A 22,634-nucleotide genomic window follows, 5' to 3' on the forward strand; every position below is an offset into this window, starting at 1 on the left:
CTTTAGCTACTAACTCACGACTAAAGTCATGAGTGTGCATAGCTATTTTTTAATCAAATTCTCTTGATGTTAAAGTTATGTCCTTCCCAGCTACTGTTACACTATGCTTTTCCTTATCTATTAATAACGCTCCAACTTCTATGGTATTCTTATTTTCATTATTAGCACCACTAAAATAATATGCTCTTCTAATCAAAGATTTGATTCTCACAGTAAGCTCAAGTGGATTAAATGGTTTTGTCAAATAATCATCTGCGCCAGTCATTATTCCTTGTATTTTATCCATATCTTCTGATTTTGCACTCAACATAAGTATTGGTATATTTAAACTTTCTCTAACTCTTCTGCAAACTTCTATACCATCCATTTTGGGCATCATTATATCCAACACCATTAAATGAATATTCTCTTTTTTTAAAATTTCTATAGCTTCTTCTCCATCTTCAGCTTTAATTACACTATATCCACTATTTAAAAGATATATCTCTATAAGATCTCTTATTTCTTTTTCATCATCAACAACAAGAATTGTATTTTCCACTTTTACACATCCCAACTTAACCTTTGTACATAGTTTTTATTCAAATAAAATTATACTATACTTTAGTTAAAGTAATCCATTAAATTTCTTCAACTACCCACTTCCAATATAATACAATTCATCTTAAACATTTATATTATTTGCTTTGTAGATATTCTTCTAAAGTTAATCCTCTTGAATAAATTTCCTCGGCAATATCTTTACCAACATATCTAATATGCCATGGTTCATATGCCGTACCAGTTATATTTTCTTTGCCTTTAGGATATCTTATTATAAACCCAAACTTATGAGCATTTTCTGCAAGCCATATAGCTTCTTTTGTACTACCAACAAACCATCTCTCTGGATTTGTTAAGTCAATACAAAGCCCAGTCTGATGCTCACTATGACCAGGTTTTGCCACATATTCATCTGCTTTTTCCTGCCCTTGAGATTTTACTCTTTTTGTATAAGTATCTTGCTGAGTATTGTAAGACCTATATGCTGAAGATCCTAAAAACTGTATTCCTTCTTCACTAGCTTGCTTAACTAAATCTTCCACTGCTTTTGCAGGTTCTCCTGCCATTTGTTTTTCTTCTTCTGTTGCTTCTTCAACAAAAGGTATATTTACTTTAGTAATATTTTCAGGAGCATAATCTTTACTAATTCCATTTGTCTTGTTTACCAGTAATATATTTGCTATACTATTTGAGTGATTTTTATTTTGGGAATTTGATTCAACATCTTTTTCTGAAGCAAATTGAGCAGTTCCTGTTGGTGTTTTATCTTTTATAAGAAATTTATCTTTAGATATAAATATACTTATAAATACTACTATAATAATAGCTAATATTAATTTAATTTTTTTCATGGTTACATCTTCTCCTTTTTGTATGTTTGTCTATAATGTTAATTTTAGAGTATAAGTTTTAAGTATTTTATAAGTAAATCTTAAGTAAATCTTAAATTTAATATTTTTGAAAGGTGGTGCTAAAAATGTCTATACAAAAACTTCTTAGTAAAGCTCGCAAGGCTATACAAGACTTTGATATGATACAAGAAAATGATAAAATTGCTGTTGGACTATCTGGTGGAAAAGATAGTTTAACACTACTTCATATACTTAAAAGCTATCAGAGATTTTCTCCTCAAAAATTTGAATTGATAGCTATAACTCTAAATACTGGTGGTATTGATAATTCTCCACTAAATAAATTGTGTGAGGAAATAGATGTACCCTTTTATGAATTTCAAACTGATATAAAGGAAATTGTGTTTGATATAAGGCAAGAAAAAAATCCTTGTGCATTATGTGCTAATTTAAGAAGAGGTGCCCTAAATGATAATGCTAAAAAACTGGGATGTAATAAAGTGGCTCTTGGACATCATAAAGATGATGCAATTGAAACATTTTTAATGTCTATGTTTTATGAAGGCAGAGTAAATTGTTTTTCTCCAAAAACATACTTAGATAGACAAGATTTAACTGTCATAAGACCTATGATTTACATAGAAGAGTATATGACTAAGAAGATTTCAAAAGATTCTAACTATCCTATTATAACAAATCCATGCCCTGCAAATGGTCATACCAGAAGAGAATACATAAAAAATCTTATTGCTGATTTAAATAAAGAGATGCCAGATTTTAAAAGAAATGTATTTGGTGCTTTAAATAATTCAGAAAAACTGTTTGTATGGGATAAAGAAAAGATAAAAAATTTAAATAGTAATTAATACTTTTACAAAAAAGCAAGATTGTATTAATTATAAATAAACCATAAATAACCTACACAATCTTGCTATATTTTTTTATCTTATATTGTTTTAATCTATATCTTAATAGTTATTAATAATGTTTCTATTATCTAATATACTAATTATAACTTGAACATTTGTATCTTACTTAATTCAATCTACTTTTGCAATTTCTACCCATTCTAATAAATAAAATAGTATTTCATACTAAATTAGAATGTTAAATGCTACTATTTCTGGTATATTAAAAAATCTAAAGGGTAACTTTGTACTTCCAAGACCTGAACTCACATATAAGTGATTTCCATTTACCTCATAAAATCCTTTAGTATATTTCCTTCCATATGGAGGAGTAACTAATGCGCCTTTAAAAGGTATTCTTATTTGACCACCATGACTATGCCCAGATAAAACTAAATTCATTGAATCTTTACTAAACATATCGACTAAATCTGGTTCATGTGCTAATAATAAATTAAAATTATTTTTATCAGTCTTATTCTCTAGATATTTTATATCAGGATTTCCATTTAATATTTCATCAACACCTAATATATTAATATACTTATCATCAGCTAACTTTATCTTTTTATTTTCATTTATCAAAAGATTGAAGTTGGAATTTTTCATAATTTGTCTATAATACCTAGGAAGTTTATACATATAATCATGATTGCCGAATATTGAAAATTTTCCCAACCTAGCATTCATACTTGATAAAATAGCTGTAATTTCATCTATATCTGGATTTTTATTGGAATAATCAACTAAATCACCAGTAAATACTATTATATCTGGATTCAAAGCATTAACCTTATTAGCCACTTTTTTAAGGTTCTTAGTTGAGTAAAAATTACCTATCTGAGTATCTGAAATTTGAACTACTTTTATACTTTCGGATTCAGTCTTTACTGTATCATTTTTTACTAAATTTCCACTTTCATTTATACTATATTTTTTCACGATTAATAGACTCGGTTCTATCGCAACTGAGTATATAAAAATCAGAATAAATATCAGCATAAAAATTTTTAAAAAAGATTTAACTCTTAAATTCAAAGCATCTACCTACTTATTTACTTTCTTAGACTATTTGCATCACAGATTCAACTTTGTCCATTTTTCTGTCATGCATTTTTGGTTTATTAGCTAAAAACCATTTATATGTAGCTGTAAGCCCTTCTTTTAATAATACATTTGGTATATAAAGCCCATGTTCAATAAGCTTATTTATATCCAGATTGAAGTCTATGTTTCTAAATGGGAAATATGTTCTTTCTCTAAACTCTACTTTTTCCATATCTACATACTTTATAATAGGTTCTTTACCAATAACTTCTCCACATGTATGTATAAGTTCGTCCCAAGAAATTAACTGTGGATTTGTTACATTATAAGCCTCTCTTACATGAGGATTTTTCATTATACTTTCTAATACCTTTACCAAATCACCAATATATATAAATTGATTACTTACTTGTTTTCCTTTTGGCACTGGTATTTTTTCATTTTTTTCTATTTTTTCGAAGAAATAATATTCTCTATATAAATTATTATTTTCCCCATATATATAAGTTGGTCTGATAATTATATATGGTATAGAGCTACTTATAACGAAATCCTCTGCTTCTTTTTTATTTAGGCCATATTTTCCCCAGTTTTCATTTTCGCCCTTCTCATTTTCTTCTTTAACATTTCTCCCACTATCTTTGTATACTGCTCCTGCTGACAACACTATATATTTCTTTAGGCTATCTGGGTTTACAAAATCAATAAGATTACTTACATCGTCTTTTGTGTATGCTGTCATATCATATATGTAATCATACTTTCTTCCTCTGATAATGTTTTCCATGTCTTTGCGAACTTTTCTATCACAAATTAGATGTTCTTTAAAACCTGTATAATCTATTTCCTTTTTACCATTTGTAAGTATATCAATTTGATACCCACATTTAATTAAACGCTTAGCAAGTGCAGAACCTATGAAGTCGCTTCCACCCATAATTAAAATAGATTTCATTTCAAGTGCATCCTCCTCTTTTTTAAATGACTTCCTTAATTATAATATCATATTTTTAAATATGCTACAGTATTTTGTATTATTTTTGTTTATAAAAGATATTTATAGCAAAATATCTTTTATAGAATCTACACTTTCGACAATATAAGTAGGTTCACTTTCACTAATCTCTTCAAATGAACCATATCCATACAACACTCCAATAGAATCTACTCCTATTTTCTTAGCACCAATTATGTCATACTTTCTATCTCCAACCATAATAACTTTATCTTTATCTTTCACATTACACAAATCTAGTACATATTGTATAACTTCATTTTTATTTACCCTCGTACCATCAAGATTACTACCTACTATATACTTAAAATATCTATCTATATCAAAGTATTTAAGTATAGTTTCTGCAAAAACTGTTGGCTTAGAAGTAGCTAATAATAATATTTTATCATTTGTATAGAGCATTTCTAATATCTCTTTTATATTCTTATAAATTTTATTTTCAAATATCCCTTTATCTGAAAAATATTCTCTATACTTCTCAACAGCTCTCTTAGCTTTTTCATCATCAAATTTATAGTATTCTTTAAAAGTATCATGTAATGGTGGTCCTATAAATTGTTCTAAGTTATCTAAATCTTCTTTTATACCAAAACTATCTAATGAATATTGAATAGACTTTGTTATTCCTTCTTTAGGGTCTGTAAGCGTTCCATCCAAATCAAACAACACTATTTCATAGTTTTTCTTCATGTTTAAATCCTCCATATTTATAAAAAGTAATATCTCCTATTTTATATTTATCTATTTTAAAAAGCTATAGTAATAGAATTTTCTAATACTATAGCTTAAGTAATAATTGAATCTTATATGTTTGGTGTTAAAATAAATCTAAATCGTTCTATTTAACTGTTATAGCTGAAACTGGACATCCTTCTTCTGCTTCTTTACATAAATCTTGTAAATCTGCTGGTATTTCCCCTTCAATTGCAACTGAATGTCCTTCATCACTCATACTAAAAACGTCTGGACATGTTCCTATACATGCCCCACAAGCTACACATACATCCTTATCAACAAATGCTTTCATACTAAAATACCTCCCCTAAAATTATCTTTTTTTAATTATTGTTTCCTTAGATATTTATCCAATATATGCCAATTTAAACATATATTTATTATTTTATCACGATTGCTTAATTTATTATAGTATATTCATATCCATGTCTATAAACTTCGCTACTTTTCATCCATGATTTTACAGTATATTGTAAACTTAATTTTCTATCTAAAACTAATTCATTATCATTGTAGTCTTTTATAATATCGTTACTCTTCTCCATTGTAAATATAGTAAAATCACCTTCTCCACCAACCTTTATTCCGCCCTTATTTGAATGTAAATCGAAAATTTTTGTTGGATATTCAGTTACTTTTTCTATACATTTTTCTAAAGATATTCCAAGCTCCATAATTTTATTTATAACAGTTAAAAGAGAATAGTTTATGTCTTTCATATTTTTTATATGCATATCTGTGCTTATTAAATCTGGTTCTAATCCTTGATTTATTGCTTTTTTAAAAACTTTAAAATCAAACTGGTCTAATCCATAACACACATCAAATAATACTCCTCTATTCTTTGCATTTATTACTGATTCTCTTAGCGTGCCAAATTCATTAAATATTCCATTTGCACTGTTTCCATATACAGGTGTAACTACATCTCCTTTACCCAAAATATTCATTACTTCATCTATATATGATGGATGCTCACCTATATATACCACTAATGGTAAATTTAATTTCTTAGCAACTTGTTTTGATTTTTTAACTATATCTATACCATTTTCATTAGATTGAAATTTGCTTGCTTTTACCTTTATACCTTTTATTTTGTCCATATTTTTTTCCACAACAGACTCAACATCATCAAAATTTATAACATCTAAAGATGTCGACTCATTCAGTATATTTAATCCCTCATTTGTTACATTTAAAAATGAATATACTTCAGTTTTACACTCATCCATATATTTTTTCTTAAAATCATAGTAATTTAAAGGGCCAGCTGTACCCGCATCAAATATAACTGTTGAACCTTTTTCAATTCCAATTGAATCAGAGTCCATACCTGTAGGTAATTTTCTCTTATAACAATGGGTGTGAACATCTATAAATCCTGGAGAAATATACATATTATCAGCATTTATTATCTCAAACTCTTTGTTTGTAAGTAATCTTTCTTTTCTTATTTTTTCTTTGAGATTCAATCCAATATCATATATTTTCCCATGCAAAACCAGGATATCTTTTTTTTCAAACTTGATACCATCTTTTGGAGATATTATTGTCCCATTTCTTATAAGTAAATTTTTCATCTATTCCACATCCTAATTACAGTATAATTTCTCTAATAGTTTTTCTTACATAAAGAAAATAAGTCTAAAAATAAAAATATTTTAGACTTATTCATTATATTATACTATATTCATTATATTAAATTAAATAAAAACTTCAATTTACTTTAAGAAGCAATTAAGTATTTGTTGCTCAGCCTCTTCTTCAGTAAGACCCAACGTCATCATCTTTAATATTTGGTCTCCTGCAATCTTTCCAATTGCTGCCTCATGCACTAAGAGAGCATCTGGATGGTTTGCTGCAATCTCAGGTATAGCACTAATTTGAGAATTTCCCATGATTATTGAATCACATTGAACATGTGCAGAACAAAGAGAATCCCCAATAACGCAAGGATTAAACTTTTGCTTAGAATTATCTTGCCCAACTGTACGAGAAATTACTTGAGCAGACGAATTTTCTCCCTCTAAAACAACCTTCATATTAGATTCTGCAACTTGATTTCCATGAGTTAATAATTTCTCAAATACAACTATTTTAGCCCCTTTACCTAGGTTTGCATCCATTTCCCTTTTAGTTGAATCTACACCCTTAATTTGAATTGTTTCCATCTCACAATATGAATCTTCATCCATATTAACAATAGTAACTGGATTTAAGATTTTCTTTCCTTCTCCGTCACCTTCACCATAATGTTTTTCTACATATTTTAAGCGAGCTCCTTTACGTAAGAAAAATCTATGTATTCCATTATGTTCACTATCATCACAACCACAGTTATGTATTCCACATCCAGCAATTATAACAACATCTGCATTTTCTCCAATTTCAAAATCATTATAAACCATATCCTGCACACCAGCTTCTGTTACTATTACTGGTATATGGACATTTTCGCCTTTTGTGTTTGGTTTTACTATAATATCAATTCCAGGTTTATCATTTTTAGGAACTATAGTTACATTTTCAGTTGAATGTCTTTCTATTCCTTGCCCATTTTTACGTATATTGTATGCTCCTAATGGAGTTCCATGAAGTTCAGCAACTTTTTCTAAAAGATTTAAATCTGTTTTGTTCATTTAATTTGCCTTCCTTTCTAATTAATTCATATCTTTCATTAATTCACAACTTGAATTAACTTGGCACATGATTTCAGGTAATATAGCATCTTTTGTTCCATGGCTTTTTACTGAACCATCTTGTAAAACAATTATTTCATCAGCTAACTCTAATATTCTTTCTTGATGAGAAATTATAATTATAGTTTGGTCAGACTCCTCATGTATTTTCTTAAAACTTTCATTAAGCTTTCCAAAACTCCAAAGGTCTATACCTGCCTCAGGTTCATCAAATATAGAAACCTTTAAATCTCTGGCAAAAAGAGTTGCTATCTCTATTCTTTTCATTTCTCCTCCAGAAAGCGAGTTATCAACTTCACGATTTAAATAGTCTTTTGAACACAATCCAACATCTGTAAGATATTGGCAACATACATCTGTAGACAATGGTTTTCCATGAGCAAGTGTAAGTAGATTTTCAACAGTCATGCCTTTTATTCTTGGTGGCTGTTGAAATGCATATCCTATCCCCCTCTTTGCTCTTTCTGTAATACTAAGATTTGTTATATCTTCTCCATCTAAAATTATCTGACCACTAGTGGCTTTTTCAATCCCCATTATTAGCTTAGCAATTGTGGATTTTCCTCCACCATTTGGTCCTGTGATAACAATAAGTTTTCCTCTCTCAAACGAAAGGCTAACATCATTTATTATTCCTAGTTCCTCATTGTTAGACTCAACATTAAAGGAAAGATTTTTTATTTCAAGCATAATACCCCTCTTTTCTGTAAAATATTACATTGATATCCATTCTTTTATTATATCAGTAATTTTTATATACCAGCAACTCCAAAGAGACAAAATATGTATTAAATAATAAAACAATCTTATAAAAAATAAAAAAGATGAGTCTTATATTAACTCATCTTAAAAAATTCTTATTATAAACTTATATGTATTTAAAATTTAGCCTTCTATATACTCTAGTATTATTTTTTGATTATCTTTTAACATAATCTCTTCTTTTTTAGATTCTATTCCATTCTTTTTTATCTTTACCTCAGCTATAAAAGCATCATTGCCTTCAACCATTTCTAATAGCTCATAAGCTTTTTTACGTCCTATTTTAGTTGCTATATCTTTTAATACTGCCATTTTCTTAAACATTTTATCACCTCTACTCAAAATTTACAATTGATTTTAATTGTATAATCCTAGTCTTAGACTAAATTATAATAATTATTGTCTCTAATTATATCAGATATTGAGTAAATTTAATACTTTGTAAAATCATTTATCTTCTCTAACCAAATAATCATTTCCATCTTGGTCTTTAAAGGAAAACATCCTTCCATAAGGCATTTCCATTAATTCGCCAACTTCAACTTTATTATTAGCCATTTGTTCATAAGTTCCATTAATATCTCTTGTACTCAAAATTATTGATGGATGAGATACCTCTATCTCTTTATTTTGCTTCATCATTAGATTTTTATCGTACAGTACAAATGTTGTAAATTCATTTTTACTTGGTGCTATTTCTACCCATTTCATATTTGGGCCCATTTCCTTTTCATAAGTTACTACAAAGTTTAATTTCTCTGTCCAAAAAAGTTTTGCATCCTCTTGATTGTTTACATATAGACTTATCTTTCCTATTTTATTTATCATAACAATACCCACCTTTATTATTAAATAAATATCTAATATTTTTTATATTTAATAATATACCCATATATATTATTTTCTATAGATATATATATCTAATATTTATCCAATATTATATAATCCTAAACTATAATGTAATTTATATATTCAATATTATTATAGACTTTATTCATATGATTTAATCATTCTATATCCTACTTATAATTATGAAAATATATACGCTAAAAATCACCTCCAGATAGAGTTTTCTATCCAAAAGTGATTATATATGTCCTATGCAATTTTGTGTTTTAGCCACTTTGTTCCTCTTAATCTTAAACAATATAAAGTTCCTCTGACAAGCCAATCTGTGTACATACCTATCCAAATTCCAAGTACACCAAATTTTAATACAACCCCCAACACATAACCTGTAAAAATTCTAAAAATCCACATACCTATTATAGCTGTCATCATTGTATATCTTGTATCGCCTGCCCCTTTTAATCCTGCTGACAATACAAAGGATATAGGCCATATTACCATGGCTAGACAATCACTTCGAATCAGTTGTGTTGATACATCAATTACACTAGTGTTTTGAGTATACATACTTGAAATCCAAGGAGCAATTGGTATAAATATAGCCCCTACTGCAAATAAACAAACTGTTGCAAATTTAGTTAAGTATAGGAGAGTACTTTTAGCTCCTTTAATATCTCCACGTCCTATATACTGACCTACCAATGTTGTTGCAGATAATGCTAAAGCATTCCCAATTACATTTATGATAGATGCAATTGACATTCCTATTGCATTGGATGCAATTGCCGAGGTCCCCATAGTAACTATAAATACCTGAACAATTAATTTTCCTGCATTAAAAAGTAGTTGTTCAACACCAGCTGGTATTCCTATATTGAATATAGATTTTTGAGTTTCAACATCAATCTTAATCGGAAACATCTTACCTATAGATATAAATTCATTTCCTTTGAATAAAGCTCTTACAATAACTATACATCCAATTATTCTGGCTATAGCAATAGACATAGCTGCACCTGTTATCCCATAAGATGGTATTTGTAGATTTATACCTAAAGAATTTAAATCAATACCATATATAAGTATATATCCCAATGTCACATTTATTATATTCATAAACATAGTTACATACATGGGTTTCTTTACATCTCCACAACCTCTTAGAATACCATTTGCTATTTGCTGTGTCGCAATAAATGGATATGTGAATAATGTAAACTCTATGTATAATTTTGCATTTGATTTTACCAATTCTTCTGCTGAACCATAAAATAAGTTAATTACACCAGTCCTAAAAACCCACATTAAGATTGTTATTGTAAAAGATAGTATTACTCCTGATACTAGAGCTTGCTTGATAGTTTCGTTCGCATTTTCACTATCTCTTTTGCCTATTTGTTGAGCTACAACAACAGTGGCTCCTACAGATAATGCAGCAAATACAGATATGAATATATTGTTTATTGAATCAACCATTCCAACTGCAGATACAGCTTCTTCCCCAATATGACCTGCCATCATTGTATTAAATACCCCTAGAAGCATGACAAATGTCTGCTCTATCATTATAGGAATTGCTAATTTTATAACATTTTTCCTTATAAACATCTCTCTTCCTCTTTTCCCTCTTTATATAAATTTAATTTTTAGTTAGTTTAGCAAATTGTTAGTTAATCTTTTAAAGTTTAAATTTATATTCCCAACTCATAATATACTGTATTCAAATAATATTATTCTTGTTTAATATCATTTTAACACAGTACATCTTTATAATTATTTTATGTTTATTATTTTTTATGGATACTATAATTTAAATATTTGTATATTTAAATTAACCACTTAGCACCCACCAGAATTTATTGATTACTACATATTACAGGAAATTAAAATATAAAATCTTACAACATAAATGTAACAAAATTGCCTCAATTTAAATATTGTATTTTATAGACTATTTTTAGGATGTGATACTTTGATTAATTTGAATACAACTAATTTAAACGTAAACATGGTTTATCCCGTTTCTGCTACAGAACCTATACGTTTTAGAAGATACACTGTTTCATACTCAGAGAATACAAACGATATTTATTTAACTATAGCTACCTACTTCGATACACTTAGCTTAGGAACAGTAAGTATTGATAAAGTTTATGGTCAATGGGCTTGGGTTGTTGGTGACATATACGATTTAAATCTATTCGTTTTTGTTGGAAACTATCCTTATGAAATTGCTAGAAATAGATATGATGCCTTTGTTAGAGTTCTTCCAATTGCGATTACTTCCATTATAAATGGTGATAGGTTGTTCTTAGTTTCTAACTCTTGTTTATTAAACTCAAAAATTACAGTTAGATTTATATCTAGTCATCCTACGCTTAATAGAACTGTTGATTATGGCAGTATTAGAACTTTCGTTTTGTAACATTACAACATGATGTACTATTTAAAGTAATATCACAATCTAAATAGTATTATTAAATTATAGTAATATTATTAATCAGTACATCATGTTTATTTGTTACAATTTTAGCATATTTTCTTATTTAAGATAACTTTTAGATTTTTAGTAATTAATATTTCTATTTACTGATTTTCTCTGTTCTAAATCCTATCTCTTTATTGGCTAATATATAACCTTCTTGTATCATCTCTTCTCTTGTCAACGCATTCCCCAATAAATTATCAATACTCAGTTGTTTTCTATCACTAAAGTACTTATCTAATAATGATTCTTCTATATCTTCTTGAGTCTCTAGATGACCCTCATGCATTATATATTTTACATCAAAACCTTCTTTATTCAATACCCTACCCAATAAAATACTTCTATGACATCGTATAGGTTCTTGCATTGCTCCCAATAAAACTATCTTATATCCCCTCTGACATCCATTTTTTAGTCTTTCTATTCCTTTTAAGAAAATATCTTCCTTAATTACCTTTTCAAAATCTGCATATCCTTCCTCTGTATATACATCTTTGTTGGTTCTCTTTGCTCCAAACTCCTTGCCCATGTATATATATATAAATCCAGATTTTTTCAATGATTCATTGAAGGACTCTCTATTATACTGAATATTATATTTAGAATATGGAGTTTCTCTAATGTCAACTATACAGTTTATATTGTACTTTTTTATCATATCAATAAGTTTATCATATGGATAATTTGAATGTCCTATTGCGAATATCTCCATATAAATACCTCCTATTCTTAAAAACGAATTAATGTCTCATGTTTTTCCACTTTATCACCTCAACGAAAATATACTACTTTATATATAAAACATCAATATATTTTTCATATATAAATCTATAATATCTATAAATATCAAAAAATGAGGCATATCTTTTATTTAGATAGACCTCATTTAATAACTTTATCTTTATTGTTTTAACCTCTTATAAAATTCGTTTCACTGGTATCTGAACTTCTGTTAGCCAATCTTCCTCATTCTCTTTATTCCATATGCCATCTATATAAGACTCTCTAGGATTTCCAATCACATCATATTTATTGTCCTCTATCCATTTAAATGCATCTGCGTAAGTTTTTCCTAATGTTGAATATGAACCATTGTGTAATATACAAACAGCACTTTCAACTTCATCTAGTTCTTTAAATTTTAATATGTCTGTATCTTCTTTTAAGTCATTTATAGCTTGACACATCTCAACATCCATATTAGTCTCTCTATATTCACCATCATGATATATATTGAAACAATAATCTGGAACTGCACATGTACACTCAGCCTTCCTCATTTCTTCAGCCATTACATTTGGAAATAGACTGAAAAGTTCATCATATCCCTTTAATACCTTTCTCATAGAAGCAATTTTAACTTTTGGTAAAGACTTAATAATTACATCATTCATATTGACTTCTCCTTTCAAATTCACAAGGTAATTACGCAGTTTAATGAGTTTATATTCTTCACTTTTAATTACATCCAGCATTTCTTTTTCTTTATTTTTTAAAATATTTTCAACCGCTTTAGGATTTTCTATAGCTTCTTTTATCTCAGCTAGTGACAAACCCATTTGTTTTAAAGTTATTATCTGATGTAATTTAGGTAATTGCTCTGTCGTATAGTACCTATATTTTGTAAACTCATCTACATATTCTGGCTTTAACAATCCGATATCTTCATAATACCTTAATGTCTTTGTAGTTATTTTATTTATTTTAGAAAACATTCCTATAGAAAACATCTCATCACCTGCGCATTAGATTTGATTAATTTAAGTTTAGACCTTCCCCTTAGGTTAAAGTCAATACAAATAAATTATAATTATATTAATTCTTCAATTCTATCTCCACTTAGTACCAATGTATCCCCTGTTTTTATAACAGTTGAGCCTTTGGGCACTAAAACCTGTTCCTTTCGTTTTATCATAACTATTAATATATCTTCTGGTATATTAGAATCCATTATACTCTTATTTGCCCATTTACTACTATCATCAACATTTACCTCTATAAGTTTAGAGCTAATTTCTCCATCATAATCATTAAATGTTTTTAATACAGGTGTATTATCATCGACTAAATCTAGCTTTCTAGCTACTGTTGGTATCAATGTACCTTGCACCCCTACTGAAAGTAAAGCTATAAAAAATATTATATGGAATATGTCATTCTCTATAATTACTCCTTGAGTAACTGCATAAATTGCAAAAACTACTGAAGCTGCACCTCTAAGACCTACCCATGATATGAACAATTTTTCCTTATTTGAAAATTTAAATTTTGCTAGAACTATAAATGTCGCTAATGGTCTTGCAATAACTATCATGAATATAGATATGGCCATCGCTATACCAAATATATTTGGTAGCTTGGAAGGGAAAGATAACAATCCTAACATAAAGAATAACATTATTTGCATAATCCATGAGATTCCATCAAAGAAATGAACCAAACTTTTTTTATGAGGTATTTTACTATTTCCTATAATAATACCTGAAATATACACACTTAAATATCCATTTCCTCCAACATACTCACTAAGTGCATAAGAAAGTATTGCAATAGCTGTTATAAATATAGTATAAAATCCTTCTATCTCGAAGTTTGAATTTCTTAAAATATAAACAGACAACTTTGCTAGTATAAATCCTATAGCTAGCCCAAAAACTATTTGTTTTATTACCATTGGTATAATAAGTTCTACCCCAGAATTATTCATCAGTGTCAAAAGAATTAGTGTCAACATATACGCTATGGGGTCATTACTCCCACTTTCGACTTCCAATAATGAAGCAAGGGAACCTTTTAAATTTAGTTTTCGAGAACGCAACACAGCAAACACAGATGCAGCATCTGTTGAAGCTGCAATTGCTCCAATTAATAAGCCTTCAAGTAAATTAGTTCCTACTACCATATGACAAAATATTCCTGTAACTCCAGCTGTAATTATTACACCCAGCGATGACATTAGTATAGAGGGTACTGCAACAGGTTTAGCCATATTCCAGTTTGTTCCAAATCCTCCAAAGAACATTATAAATATTAGTCCAATAGAACATAATTGTTTTGTTAATTCATAGTTGTCAAAATAAATTCCTACCATTCCATCAGACCCAAATAACATCCCTAATAGGATAAAAATTAGTAATATTGGTACTCCAAATTTATATAAGACCTTACTCGAGGTTATACAAATCAATAGCACTAATCCACTTATAATCATCAATTCTGTCATAGCATCAACTCCATTTCATATAAATTTTGCAGATTAAATTATATCTACAATTTTGTTACTTGTTCAAATATAACATGACATAAGTTTATAAGTTATGGTGCATAAAAGTACAATTAAAATTCGATAATACACTAAAATATGAGTATTGCACTCAAGTTTATATATTTATTTTAATTATATTCATTTAACATTCAAAATTTGAATTCTTTTTTATTAATGTTTCATTTTTCAGTTGATTATTTAATATATTTCATACTCTTATAGTAGTTTTATAGATACTATGAAATATATAATATTTAGATAAGTAATAAGAAACTAACATACAATGTTAGGCACTTTAGATATGAAATCTTCAAAAACTTCATACATTGAAATATTTCTTTATATATATTATTTTATATTTGTTACAAATTATTGTCAATTTATTTTTTCTCAAAAATAGAAAAATTGCATAATTTTTTTCAAATTATGCAACTATAATATTTATTTCCAAAACTCTTTCATCCCTTCTATTATCTCAGTATAAGGCAACAAAGTAGCTTCGACTATTGATTTATTTGTTTTCTCTAAATAATATTTAATCATATAATATCCACAAGCATATCCTGCACAGTAAGGTAAACCAACTGGAAAGTATCCTTGCATTTTGGCTATATCATCACCATATCCTCGCCAAACATCCAGGTTGCAAAATTCTCTGCAAGACCCTCATTTATCATCATCTCTTCTAGTGTTATATCATTACTCCAATTTATAAACTGGAATCTAATATTGTGATTACATTCATGTGCTAATGCTACTTGTAATCTATTAAGCGTGTACTCATTAGGAACCAGTGATATGAACATATATCCAGGTATCCCACCATCACCCCAACATCCATCACTTAAAATTGTATAAGGACTATTTGGATTAGCCAACAATATTGAATATTTATAGTCCTTAATATTTAAATTGTATCCTTCTCTTATAAATGAGTTCATAGAATTTTCTATAGTTTCTTTACAAGTGTTCCAAAGTTTATCATCAGATATTGCATTTATATTATTTATTTGATTTTCATTAATATTCTTAGGTGATAAAACCCCCATCATTTCACTTGCCATAATTACATCATATCCACCTTCTTGTTTGGCAACCATTGGAACATCTATACATTTCCATTTGAATTCAAAAGGCTTCATAAGTTCATATCTATATATCTTCTTTTTTGTTTACTGGTGCATTCATTATCTTCTTATATACTTTATCTGAGCGAATTTCTATGATATTCATCTTTATCATCTCCTTCAAAATAGAGTATATAGAATTACGTAGCGTCAATGTCAATATATTTTTTTATAATCTAACCTTCTTCAATTATAGTCTCATCAGAATCATCACCAAACAAGTAATAAGCCACCCTATTGACAAATCCATTTTGTTGCCAATAAATTACATCATCCAATAAAAATGGATTATCAGTAATTATGCTATCTACATTTAAATTAATCATTTTTTTCATTAGTTTACTATTATTAATAGTCCACACAAAAACTTGCTTTCCGTTTTGGTGTATATTATCCACAACATTTTCAGTTATAAATGTAGATTCTATTCCATATATATCAACATAATCCCAGTTATAAAAATTTCCGTATGCAACTGCTGTCAAATAACATGTTATTATATTTGGATTTAATTTTTTTATATTTTTTAATACATCTTTATCCATAGATGCTACAACACATTGATTCTCTAATCTATTTGATTTAATCAATTCCAAAACCCTTTTTTCTACATTGGTTTTTTCATGACCATTAAGTTTTATTTCTATTAGAAGTTTTATTTTTCCTTTCGAATATTTCATCGCATCATCAAGAGTTGGTATTTTTTCACCTGCAAAGTTTGAACTAAAGTGACTACCAGCATCATAGTTCTTAACTTCATCATAATTTACTTCCCAAACATTTTTATTTATACCAGTTACTCTCTCAAAGTTAGAATCATGAAATAAAATCAGTTCTCCATCCTTAGTTTCTTGCACATCAATTTCAGCATACTCAGCTTGAGTTACAAAAGTTTCTTTAAACGCAGCCAGTGTATTTTCTGGAGCAATTAATGAAGAAACTCTATGAGCAGTTGCTGTTGTATTATAAAAAAAAGAAGAGTTAAATAAAATATCATTATTTAAAGAGTATGCTATAGATTCACTATGTAGGATAAATAAAATTATGGATACTTTTAGAGTTATTTTTAATAGCTGAGTTACTGATTTTTTTTGTTTATCAGATTTCTTTTTATAAATTCTAATATCATTATATTCATAATAAAATGCAGAAATAAATCCTGTACTAATTATAAATATAGCTATTGATGAAATAAATGTAGCATAGTCATTGAACAATATACACCTATTAATAAATATATCTTTCAAAAAAGTTGCCTCAGTATAATTTTTTGTCCATATTCCTATCAATATAACAATACTATGGTATATTATATATCCTATAATACTGACTATTATGGATATCCCTAATGAATAAAGAATTAGTCTTATTGATTTTCCTTTTGTAAGGCTAATACTTTTATCCCTCGCTTCTTTAAAACTATCTGTGTTTAAAGTTATTTCATGTATACTAAAAATCCATCTAATAACTGATATATATAATATTAATATTAAAAACATATAAATTATATTTAGAACTATATTAGAATTTATATACTCTAATATATACTCTGGGAGCTTTATCTTTCCAATAAATCCTGAAGTTAAGGCTATGTTTGTAAGTGGAACTATTAATAGCACAAATATAAATAACAATAGATTTTTAGGATACAATATTTTTATAGATTTTTTTAAAGACATTTCAACAAGTTTATATAACGTAATTTTTTCAGAAATTCTTGATTTTTCAAAACATATAATTACTGAAGTAAATTCAAAAAACATATAAAATGTTAATATCACAACTGAAAGTATAGCTAGTAATATTGATATAGGATTAGTTAATATTTCTCCTATATTATCAGTACTTAAATAGACTATATTTGCACTTTTCATAGAACTACTCAATACAAATTTAATTGATGGTAATATAATTATCAGAGCCAGCCCTTTGTGAAGTAGTTCAAATGTAATTAATGTACTCCAGTTATATTTTATTAATTTTACAAAAGTATCTAAAATCTTCTTATTCATGGTGTCCCCTTAGTCTTTTTATTGTATTTTATCCTGTAAATCTTATAAATATATATTATTTTTTAAAATTAATAATTTTATGTAAGCTGATAATGGAAAAATTATATTTCCTATATGTTTTATTCTTCATTTAAACAGATATATATTAAATTAATTTCATATGTAATATTGGAAATGGATTACCCTGCCCATCTATTTCAGACCTATCAAATTCTTTAAATCCTAAATGAGTATAAAATCCTACTGCTTTTTTATTTTGCTCATTTACATCAACATATTTTATATTATATTTATCTATAGCATATGTCATTAGCTTTTTTCCAATACCATATCCTCTATATTCATCTTTTATAAATAGCATCTCGATTTTGTCTTTTTCTATTCCCATGAAGGCTTTTATCATATCATTATCTTTCACAACAACTATATTTTCTACTTCTCTAATTCCTATTTTAACTAATTGTATTAGAGATTCAATATCTTTCTCCTTTAAAAAATCATGTGTTGCTCTTACTGACGATTCCCAGACTTGCAATATTTCCTTATATTCACTTGAATTTATTTTCTTCATTTCAAAAATCATTTCAGAGTTCATAAATACTTCCTTTCTATTCTATATAATTTTTAATTTTGTCTAGTTTATTTATATAAATTTAGAAAGAGCTATGAATATTAATATCATAGCCCTAATTAAATTTAAATATTACCCATTACATTTTTATCATTTATATACTAAAATCTAACAAGTTTACTACAATAATTTCCATTAGTTATACTAAAGGGGCTTCTATTTGAGTAGTAAAAAGGAATTTATGACAGTGACCATCATTAACAGTAGTATTTCCACATACTAAATGAACGTGTTTATTAGTTCCTGGTATCTTAATAGCTGGACCTGTTGTAACACATATTTTATGAAAATGGTCAAGGAAGTCTACATTATCATTTATTTTATGAACATGATTTGTTCCACCATTTATTGGTATAACTTCACCAGTAACTCCTGCTGCACGATGATTATGTCTATCATCACACTCTTCTGCTAACTTAACACTCTGTGAATATTCATGAACATGTGTCATTTCTTCATAATCATTATAACACTTATTACATTCATTATATTTATAATCATCATATACATAATCTCTTTCACATTTATAATTTTGATAACTCATTTTTATATCTCTCCTATTATATATTAAGAAATTCTTCTAAAGAATCTCTAATATATAGTATGAAGTAGAGTCAAAAAAGTTCATATTTTGTAAAATCATGTATTAATTTAATTATTTGTTCCAGTGTTTAGGATGTACTAGTGAGGCTGGTAATTTTGTATTAGAATCGCCTTTTGCAGTATTAACTTGCAATTGTGTTAAAAACACACTATTTTTAAGATTAGCTCCTCTAATATCGCAATCTCTTAAGTCTGCTCCTATTAAATTTGCTCCACTTAAATCTGTATCTTTTAAGTTTGCTGCTATCATTAATCTTCCTTTTAAATCTGCTCCTATTAAATTTGTTTTTCTAAGGTCTGCTCCTATTAAGTCTATACTTTTACTCAATTTTTTCTTGCTTTTAAGATTAGATGTTTTAAGAAAAGATTTGACTTTTTCCATTACAGACTCACTAGCTTGAGATAATAATGAATTGACCTTTACTTTATGTGATGTTATATCTAAATCAATTAGCTGTTCTGGAGTCATAATGGTTATCTTTTCAGTTTCTTCAATTATTGAATCAATTTTTGTTTTTATTTTATCTGATATGTCTAATACAGATGCTTCTTTAAGATACCATAGCATTTCATGTAATTGTCGCATGATTAAAAACACTTCAGACATTTGATTTGCTAATTCTGATGATTGCATCCAGTCTCTACCTTTATATGTTATTTGCGCTACTTTCTGACCTGAACCAAAACAATCATATGCAGTACAACCTCTAAAACCTCGCTTTATAAGATTATTATGTACAGAACATTTAAAATCTGATTGCAAATTAATACATGGCTTTCCTGATTCCTTATCAGTGGGAAATCCATCTGAGGCAGAAAAATAGAGAGCTAAACAACAAAGTCCAAAACACTTCTCACAATCAATTTTTAACTCATCAAATAATTTACTATTATATATATTTTTATGTATATTTATCATATCACTTCTCCTTCTCAGTATAGTTTTTTAATAAGCTAATATTGTAAATAAATTACACTTAAGCCTCTTATGTAACATTTCTTATTCTTAATTATAATTTAATGTGTCAGTTATTCCAATAGTATACATAGGTTTCTTATTTGTCTAAATAAACTTGTTAAAATTACATATTAATAAAACCACAAGAAAATATAAGGATAAATAAACTTTAATTCCTCAATAAATTCTTATGGTTTATAATGTACTATAAAATTATATAATAAAGTGATTTTTTATGATTTTACGCTTTTTTAACTACAGAAGACTTCAGCTTCATAGCTCCAAATCCATCTATTTTACATTCTATATCATGCCCATCTGATGGGTCGTGTACTAAACGTATATTTTTTACTTTTGTTCCAATCTTTATAGATGATGAACTCCCTTTTACTTTAAGGTCTCTGATTACTGTAACAGAATCTCCATCATTTAATACATTTCCATTTATATCTTTAATAATGTTTGAACCTTCTTCTTCTCCTAATTTTAAAGCCCATTCATGAGAGCATTCTGGACACACTAAAAGAGTTCCATCTTCATAAGTATATTCTGAATTACATTTCGGGCAATTTGGTAAATTTTCCATATTCATATGTCCTCCACTTGTTATTTTTAATTTTTTCCTATATAAAATTTCTTTTGAGCCTATATGATATCATATTATACTTATATTTACAAACAACTCTTTTGCTTATGATTTAAATTCTTAATCTTACTATTATTTTTAATTTGATTACTGATTATAATTGGTTACATACTTATGTACACCTTGCACTCACCATAATACACTTGATTCTAAATTTAGTTTGTCGTATCCCTTTTATTTATATATCTCAATAAATAACCAACTCCCATACCTATAAAACTACCCGCTATCCCCCACATAAAATTATCTGTAATAAATCCTATTGATATTCCTATTATAAAACCACCTATCATGAAATTATCTGACAGTTCATCTTCTAACTCATCTTCATCATAATTTGTACTATTTGTAGGTAATTTACTTGATTTAATAACATCTTCAATTTTATCTTTATTTTCATCAAATAACAAATCATCTAAAGCTATATTAAATATATTTCTTAACAACATTAAATTCTCTATATCTGGATATGTTTTATTAGATTCCCATTTTGATATAGCTTGCCTAGATACATTTAGCATTTCAGAAAGTTGTTCTTGTGATAAATTTCTTTCTTTTCTTAGTCTCTTTAAATTTTCTCCAAAGTTCAATATTATCACCTCATCTCAACTTAATTATATTTATATATTGGCTAATTCACAATCCTCCTATAGTTGCACTTTGTTAACTAATAGTTGCATTACTGATTTTATCTATAATTTGGATTAAAATATAACAAATACTAAATAAGCTGTATCATAATAATTATAAACTACTATGATACAGCCACAACATTAAACTTCTCTTATATTTTTAATTATTTCACGAATCTTTTTAGCATTTTTAGCAATATCCCCAATATTACCTTTAGTTAATAGACTACCAAAACCGCATACATCAACACCATTTTCCAACCATACATGTAAATTATCCAGATTAATTCCACCACTCGCTAAAACTGGCATATCAGGTATTGGTGTCTTAAATACCTTTACTAGCTTAGGTCCATAAAAATCTGATATTGGAAAGGCCTTGATAAAAGCTGCTCCTAAACTCAGAGCCTCTACTGCCTCAGTCAATGATGTACATCCTGGAGCATAAGGAATCTGATACCTATTACAAGTTTTTGCTACATCTTCATTATAATTTGGTGCAATGATAAATTGAGCTCCATGTAAGATAGCATGACGAGCTGTTTCACTATCCAAAACGGTTCCTGCCCCAACACAAAGAGATTCACCATATTTTTTATTAAGCCCTTGAATTATTTCTCCAGCATTATTTAAAGTATAGCTCATTTCTATATTTGTTATTCCACCTTTTATACACCCTTCAGCAATTTCACATGCACGATTAAGTGTTTCTTCTCTTACAATCGCAAGAGCCCCACATTCTGCCATTCTTTTGGTTATATTCATCTTTTTCATATCATCACCTCTATATTCATCAAAACATTTTACTTCTCCATTAAGCCTCCATTAAGTTAAATTGCTTTTAATAAAGCATATAT

General features: G+C 27.8%; 23 protein-coding genes and 2 pseudogenes. 2 read left to right on the forward strand and 23 right to left on the reverse strand.

What is annotated here, in order from left to right; all coding sequences use genetic code 11:
* Positions 1 to 52: 52 nt before the first annotated feature.
* Positions 53 to 541, reverse strand: a pseudogene (locus tag Q3304_RS19430) (response regulator transcription factor); the annotation flags it as partial.
* 136 nt (positions 542 to 677) lie between these two features.
* Entirely contained in the window at positions 678 to 1,394 is a 717-nt protein-coding gene (locus tag Q3304_RS19435) for a M15 family metallopeptidase (RefSeq protein WP_407815238.1), read from the reverse strand.
* A gap of 125 nt (positions 1,395 to 1,519) precedes the next feature.
* Between Q3304_RS19435 and Q3304_RS19440 the strand changes: the two genes are divergently transcribed.
* Positions 1,520 to 2,260 carry a tRNA 2-thiocytidine biosynthesis TtcA family protein gene (locus Q3304_RS19440; RefSeq protein WP_407815237.1) on the forward strand — a complete coding sequence of 247 codons (741 nt, stop codon included), beginning with the start codon at positions 1,520 to 1,522 and terminating at the stop codon, positions 2,258 to 2,260.
* 228 nt (positions 2,261 to 2,488) lie between these two features.
* Here the strand turns inward: Q3304_RS19440 and Q3304_RS19445 are convergent, their stop codons facing one another.
* The 10 genes from Q3304_RS19445 to Q3304_RS19490 all read right to left on the reverse strand — a co-directional run bounded on the left by Q3304_RS19445 (position 2,489) and on the right by Q3304_RS19490 (position 11,023).
* Complete coding sequence (locus Q3304_RS19445; protein ID WP_407815235.1) at positions 2,489 to 3,244, reverse strand: metallophosphoesterase; 756 nt, start codon at positions 3,242 to 3,244, stop codon at positions 2,489 to 2,491.
* 121 nt (positions 3,245 to 3,365) lie between these two features.
* Positions 3,366 to 4,304 (reverse strand): SDR family oxidoreductase, encoded by a 939-nt coding sequence (locus Q3304_RS19450; protein ID WP_054272037.1) that lies wholly within the window; start codon positions 4,302 to 4,304, stop codon positions 3,366 to 3,368.
* 102 nt (positions 4,305 to 4,406) lie between these two features.
* Positions 4,407 to 5,057, reverse strand: a complete 651-nt coding sequence (locus Q3304_RS19455; protein ID WP_054272038.1) for an HAD family hydrolase — start codon at positions 5,055 to 5,057, stop codon at positions 4,407 to 4,409.
* 148 nt (positions 5,058 to 5,205) lie between these two features.
* Positions 5,206 to 5,394 (reverse strand): ferredoxin, encoded by a 189-nt coding sequence (locus Q3304_RS19460; protein WP_003422320.1) that lies wholly within the window; start codon positions 5,392 to 5,394, stop codon positions 5,206 to 5,208.
* Positions 5,395 to 5,500: 106 nt separating this feature from the next.
* Positions 5,501 to 6,685 carry an amidohydrolase family protein gene (locus tag Q3304_RS19465; RefSeq protein ID WP_074179497.1) on the reverse strand — a complete coding sequence of 395 codons (1,185 nt, stop codon included), beginning with the start codon at positions 6,683 to 6,685 and terminating at the stop codon, positions 5,501 to 5,503.
* A gap of 141 nt (positions 6,686 to 6,826) precedes the next feature.
* Positions 6,827 to 7,744 (reverse strand): SufB/SufD family protein, encoded by a 918-nt coding sequence (locus Q3304_RS19470; protein ID WP_407815468.1) that lies wholly within the window; start codon positions 7,742 to 7,744, stop codon positions 6,827 to 6,829.
* 21 nt (positions 7,745 to 7,765) lie between these two features.
* Entirely contained in the window at positions 7,766 to 8,494 is a 729-nt protein-coding gene (locus Q3304_RS19475) for an ABC transporter ATP-binding protein (RefSeq protein ID WP_054272041.1), read from the reverse strand.
* 195 nt (positions 8,495 to 8,689) lie between these two features.
* Entirely contained in the window at positions 8,690 to 8,890 is a 201-nt protein-coding gene (locus Q3304_RS19480; protein ID WP_054272042.1) for a hypothetical protein, read from the reverse strand.
* A 123-nt stretch (positions 8,891 to 9,013) separates the two neighbouring features.
* Complete coding sequence (locus tag Q3304_RS19485; protein ID WP_054272043.1) at positions 9,014 to 9,394, reverse strand: VOC family protein; 381 nt, start codon at positions 9,392 to 9,394, stop codon at positions 9,014 to 9,016.
* Between the two features lie 270 nt (positions 9,395 to 9,664).
* The gene (locus Q3304_RS19490) at positions 9,665 to 11,023 is read right to left on the reverse strand and encodes an MATE family efflux transporter (RefSeq protein ID WP_054272044.1); all 1,359 of its coding nucleotides are present in this window, start codon (positions 11,021 to 11,023) and stop codon (positions 9,665 to 9,667) included.
* 364 nt (positions 11,024 to 11,387) lie between these two features.
* Between Q3304_RS19490 and Q3304_RS19495 the strand changes: the two genes are divergently transcribed.
* Positions 11,388 to 11,840 (forward strand): staygreen family protein, encoded by a 453-nt coding sequence (locus tag Q3304_RS19495; RefSeq protein ID WP_054272045.1) that lies wholly within the window; start codon positions 11,388 to 11,390, stop codon positions 11,838 to 11,840.
* A 157-nt stretch (positions 11,841 to 11,997) separates the two neighbouring features.
* Here the strand turns inward: Q3304_RS19495 and Q3304_RS19500 are convergent, their stop codons facing one another.
* The 11 genes and pseudogenes from Q3304_RS19500 to Q3304_RS19550 form a co-directional block, all read right to left on the reverse strand.
* Positions 11,998 to 12,615 carry a DUF488 family protein gene (locus Q3304_RS19500; RefSeq protein ID WP_407815024.1) on the reverse strand — a complete coding sequence of 206 codons (618 nt, stop codon included), beginning with the start codon at positions 12,613 to 12,615 and terminating at the stop codon, positions 11,998 to 12,000.
* Between the two features lie 205 nt (positions 12,616 to 12,820).
* Complete coding sequence (locus tag Q3304_RS19505; protein ID WP_054277812.1) at positions 12,821 to 13,633, reverse strand: MerR family transcriptional regulator; 813 nt, start codon at positions 13,631 to 13,633, stop codon at positions 12,821 to 12,823.
* 80 nt (positions 13,634 to 13,713) lie between these two features.
* Positions 13,714 to 15,126 (reverse strand): potassium/proton antiporter, encoded by a 1,413-nt coding sequence (locus Q3304_RS19510; RefSeq protein ID WP_219674261.1) that lies wholly within the window; start codon positions 15,124 to 15,126, stop codon positions 13,714 to 13,716.
* Positions 15,127 to 15,609: 483 nt separating this feature from the next.
* A pseudogene (locus Q3304_RS19515) lies at positions 15,610 to 16,310 on the reverse strand (DUF2268 domain-containing protein).
* 161 nt (positions 16,311 to 16,471) lie between these two features.
* Positions 16,472 to 18,307 (reverse strand): glycerophosphoryl diester phosphodiesterase membrane domain-containing protein, encoded by a 1,836-nt coding sequence (locus Q3304_RS19520; RefSeq protein WP_407815026.1) that lies wholly within the window; start codon positions 18,305 to 18,307, stop codon positions 16,472 to 16,474.
* A gap of 145 nt (positions 18,308 to 18,452) precedes the next feature.
* Positions 18,453 to 18,902, reverse strand: a complete 450-nt coding sequence (locus Q3304_RS19525; RefSeq protein WP_407815027.1) for a GNAT family N-acetyltransferase — start codon at positions 18,900 to 18,902, stop codon at positions 18,453 to 18,455.
* Positions 18,903 to 19,077: 175 nt separating this feature from the next.
* A complete protein-coding gene (locus tag Q3304_RS19530; RefSeq protein WP_021386546.1) occupies positions 19,078 to 19,482 on the reverse strand; it encodes a YmaF family protein in 405 nt (134 codons plus the stop codon).
* Between the two features lie 111 nt (positions 19,483 to 19,593).
* The gene (locus Q3304_RS19535) at positions 19,594 to 20,460 is read right to left on the reverse strand and encodes a pentapeptide repeat-containing protein (protein WP_407815028.1); all 867 of its coding nucleotides are present in this window, start codon (positions 20,458 to 20,460) and stop codon (positions 19,594 to 19,596) included.
* 280 nt (positions 20,461 to 20,740) lie between these two features.
* Positions 20,741 to 21,085, reverse strand: coding sequence for a zinc ribbon domain-containing protein YjdM (locus tag Q3304_RS19540; protein ID WP_054272094.1), 345 nt, complete (start codon positions 21,083 to 21,085; stop codon positions 20,741 to 20,743).
* A gap of 215 nt (positions 21,086 to 21,300) precedes the next feature.
* Positions 21,301 to 21,735 (reverse strand): helix-turn-helix domain-containing protein, encoded by a 435-nt coding sequence (locus tag Q3304_RS19545; protein WP_407815029.1) that lies wholly within the window; start codon positions 21,733 to 21,735, stop codon positions 21,301 to 21,303.
* Between the two features lie 183 nt (positions 21,736 to 21,918).
* The gene (locus Q3304_RS19550) at positions 21,919 to 22,551 is read right to left on the reverse strand and encodes a ketohydroxyglutarate aldolase (protein ID WP_054272054.1); all 633 of its coding nucleotides are present in this window, start codon (positions 22,549 to 22,551) and stop codon (positions 21,919 to 21,921) included.
* Positions 22,552 to 22,634: the final 83 nt, after the last annotated feature.

This window comes from Clostridioides sp. GD02377, from assembly GCF_045899875.1.
Classification (GTDB): domain Bacteria; phylum Bacillota; class Clostridia; order Peptostreptococcales; family Peptostreptococcaceae; genus Clostridioides; species Clostridioides difficile_A.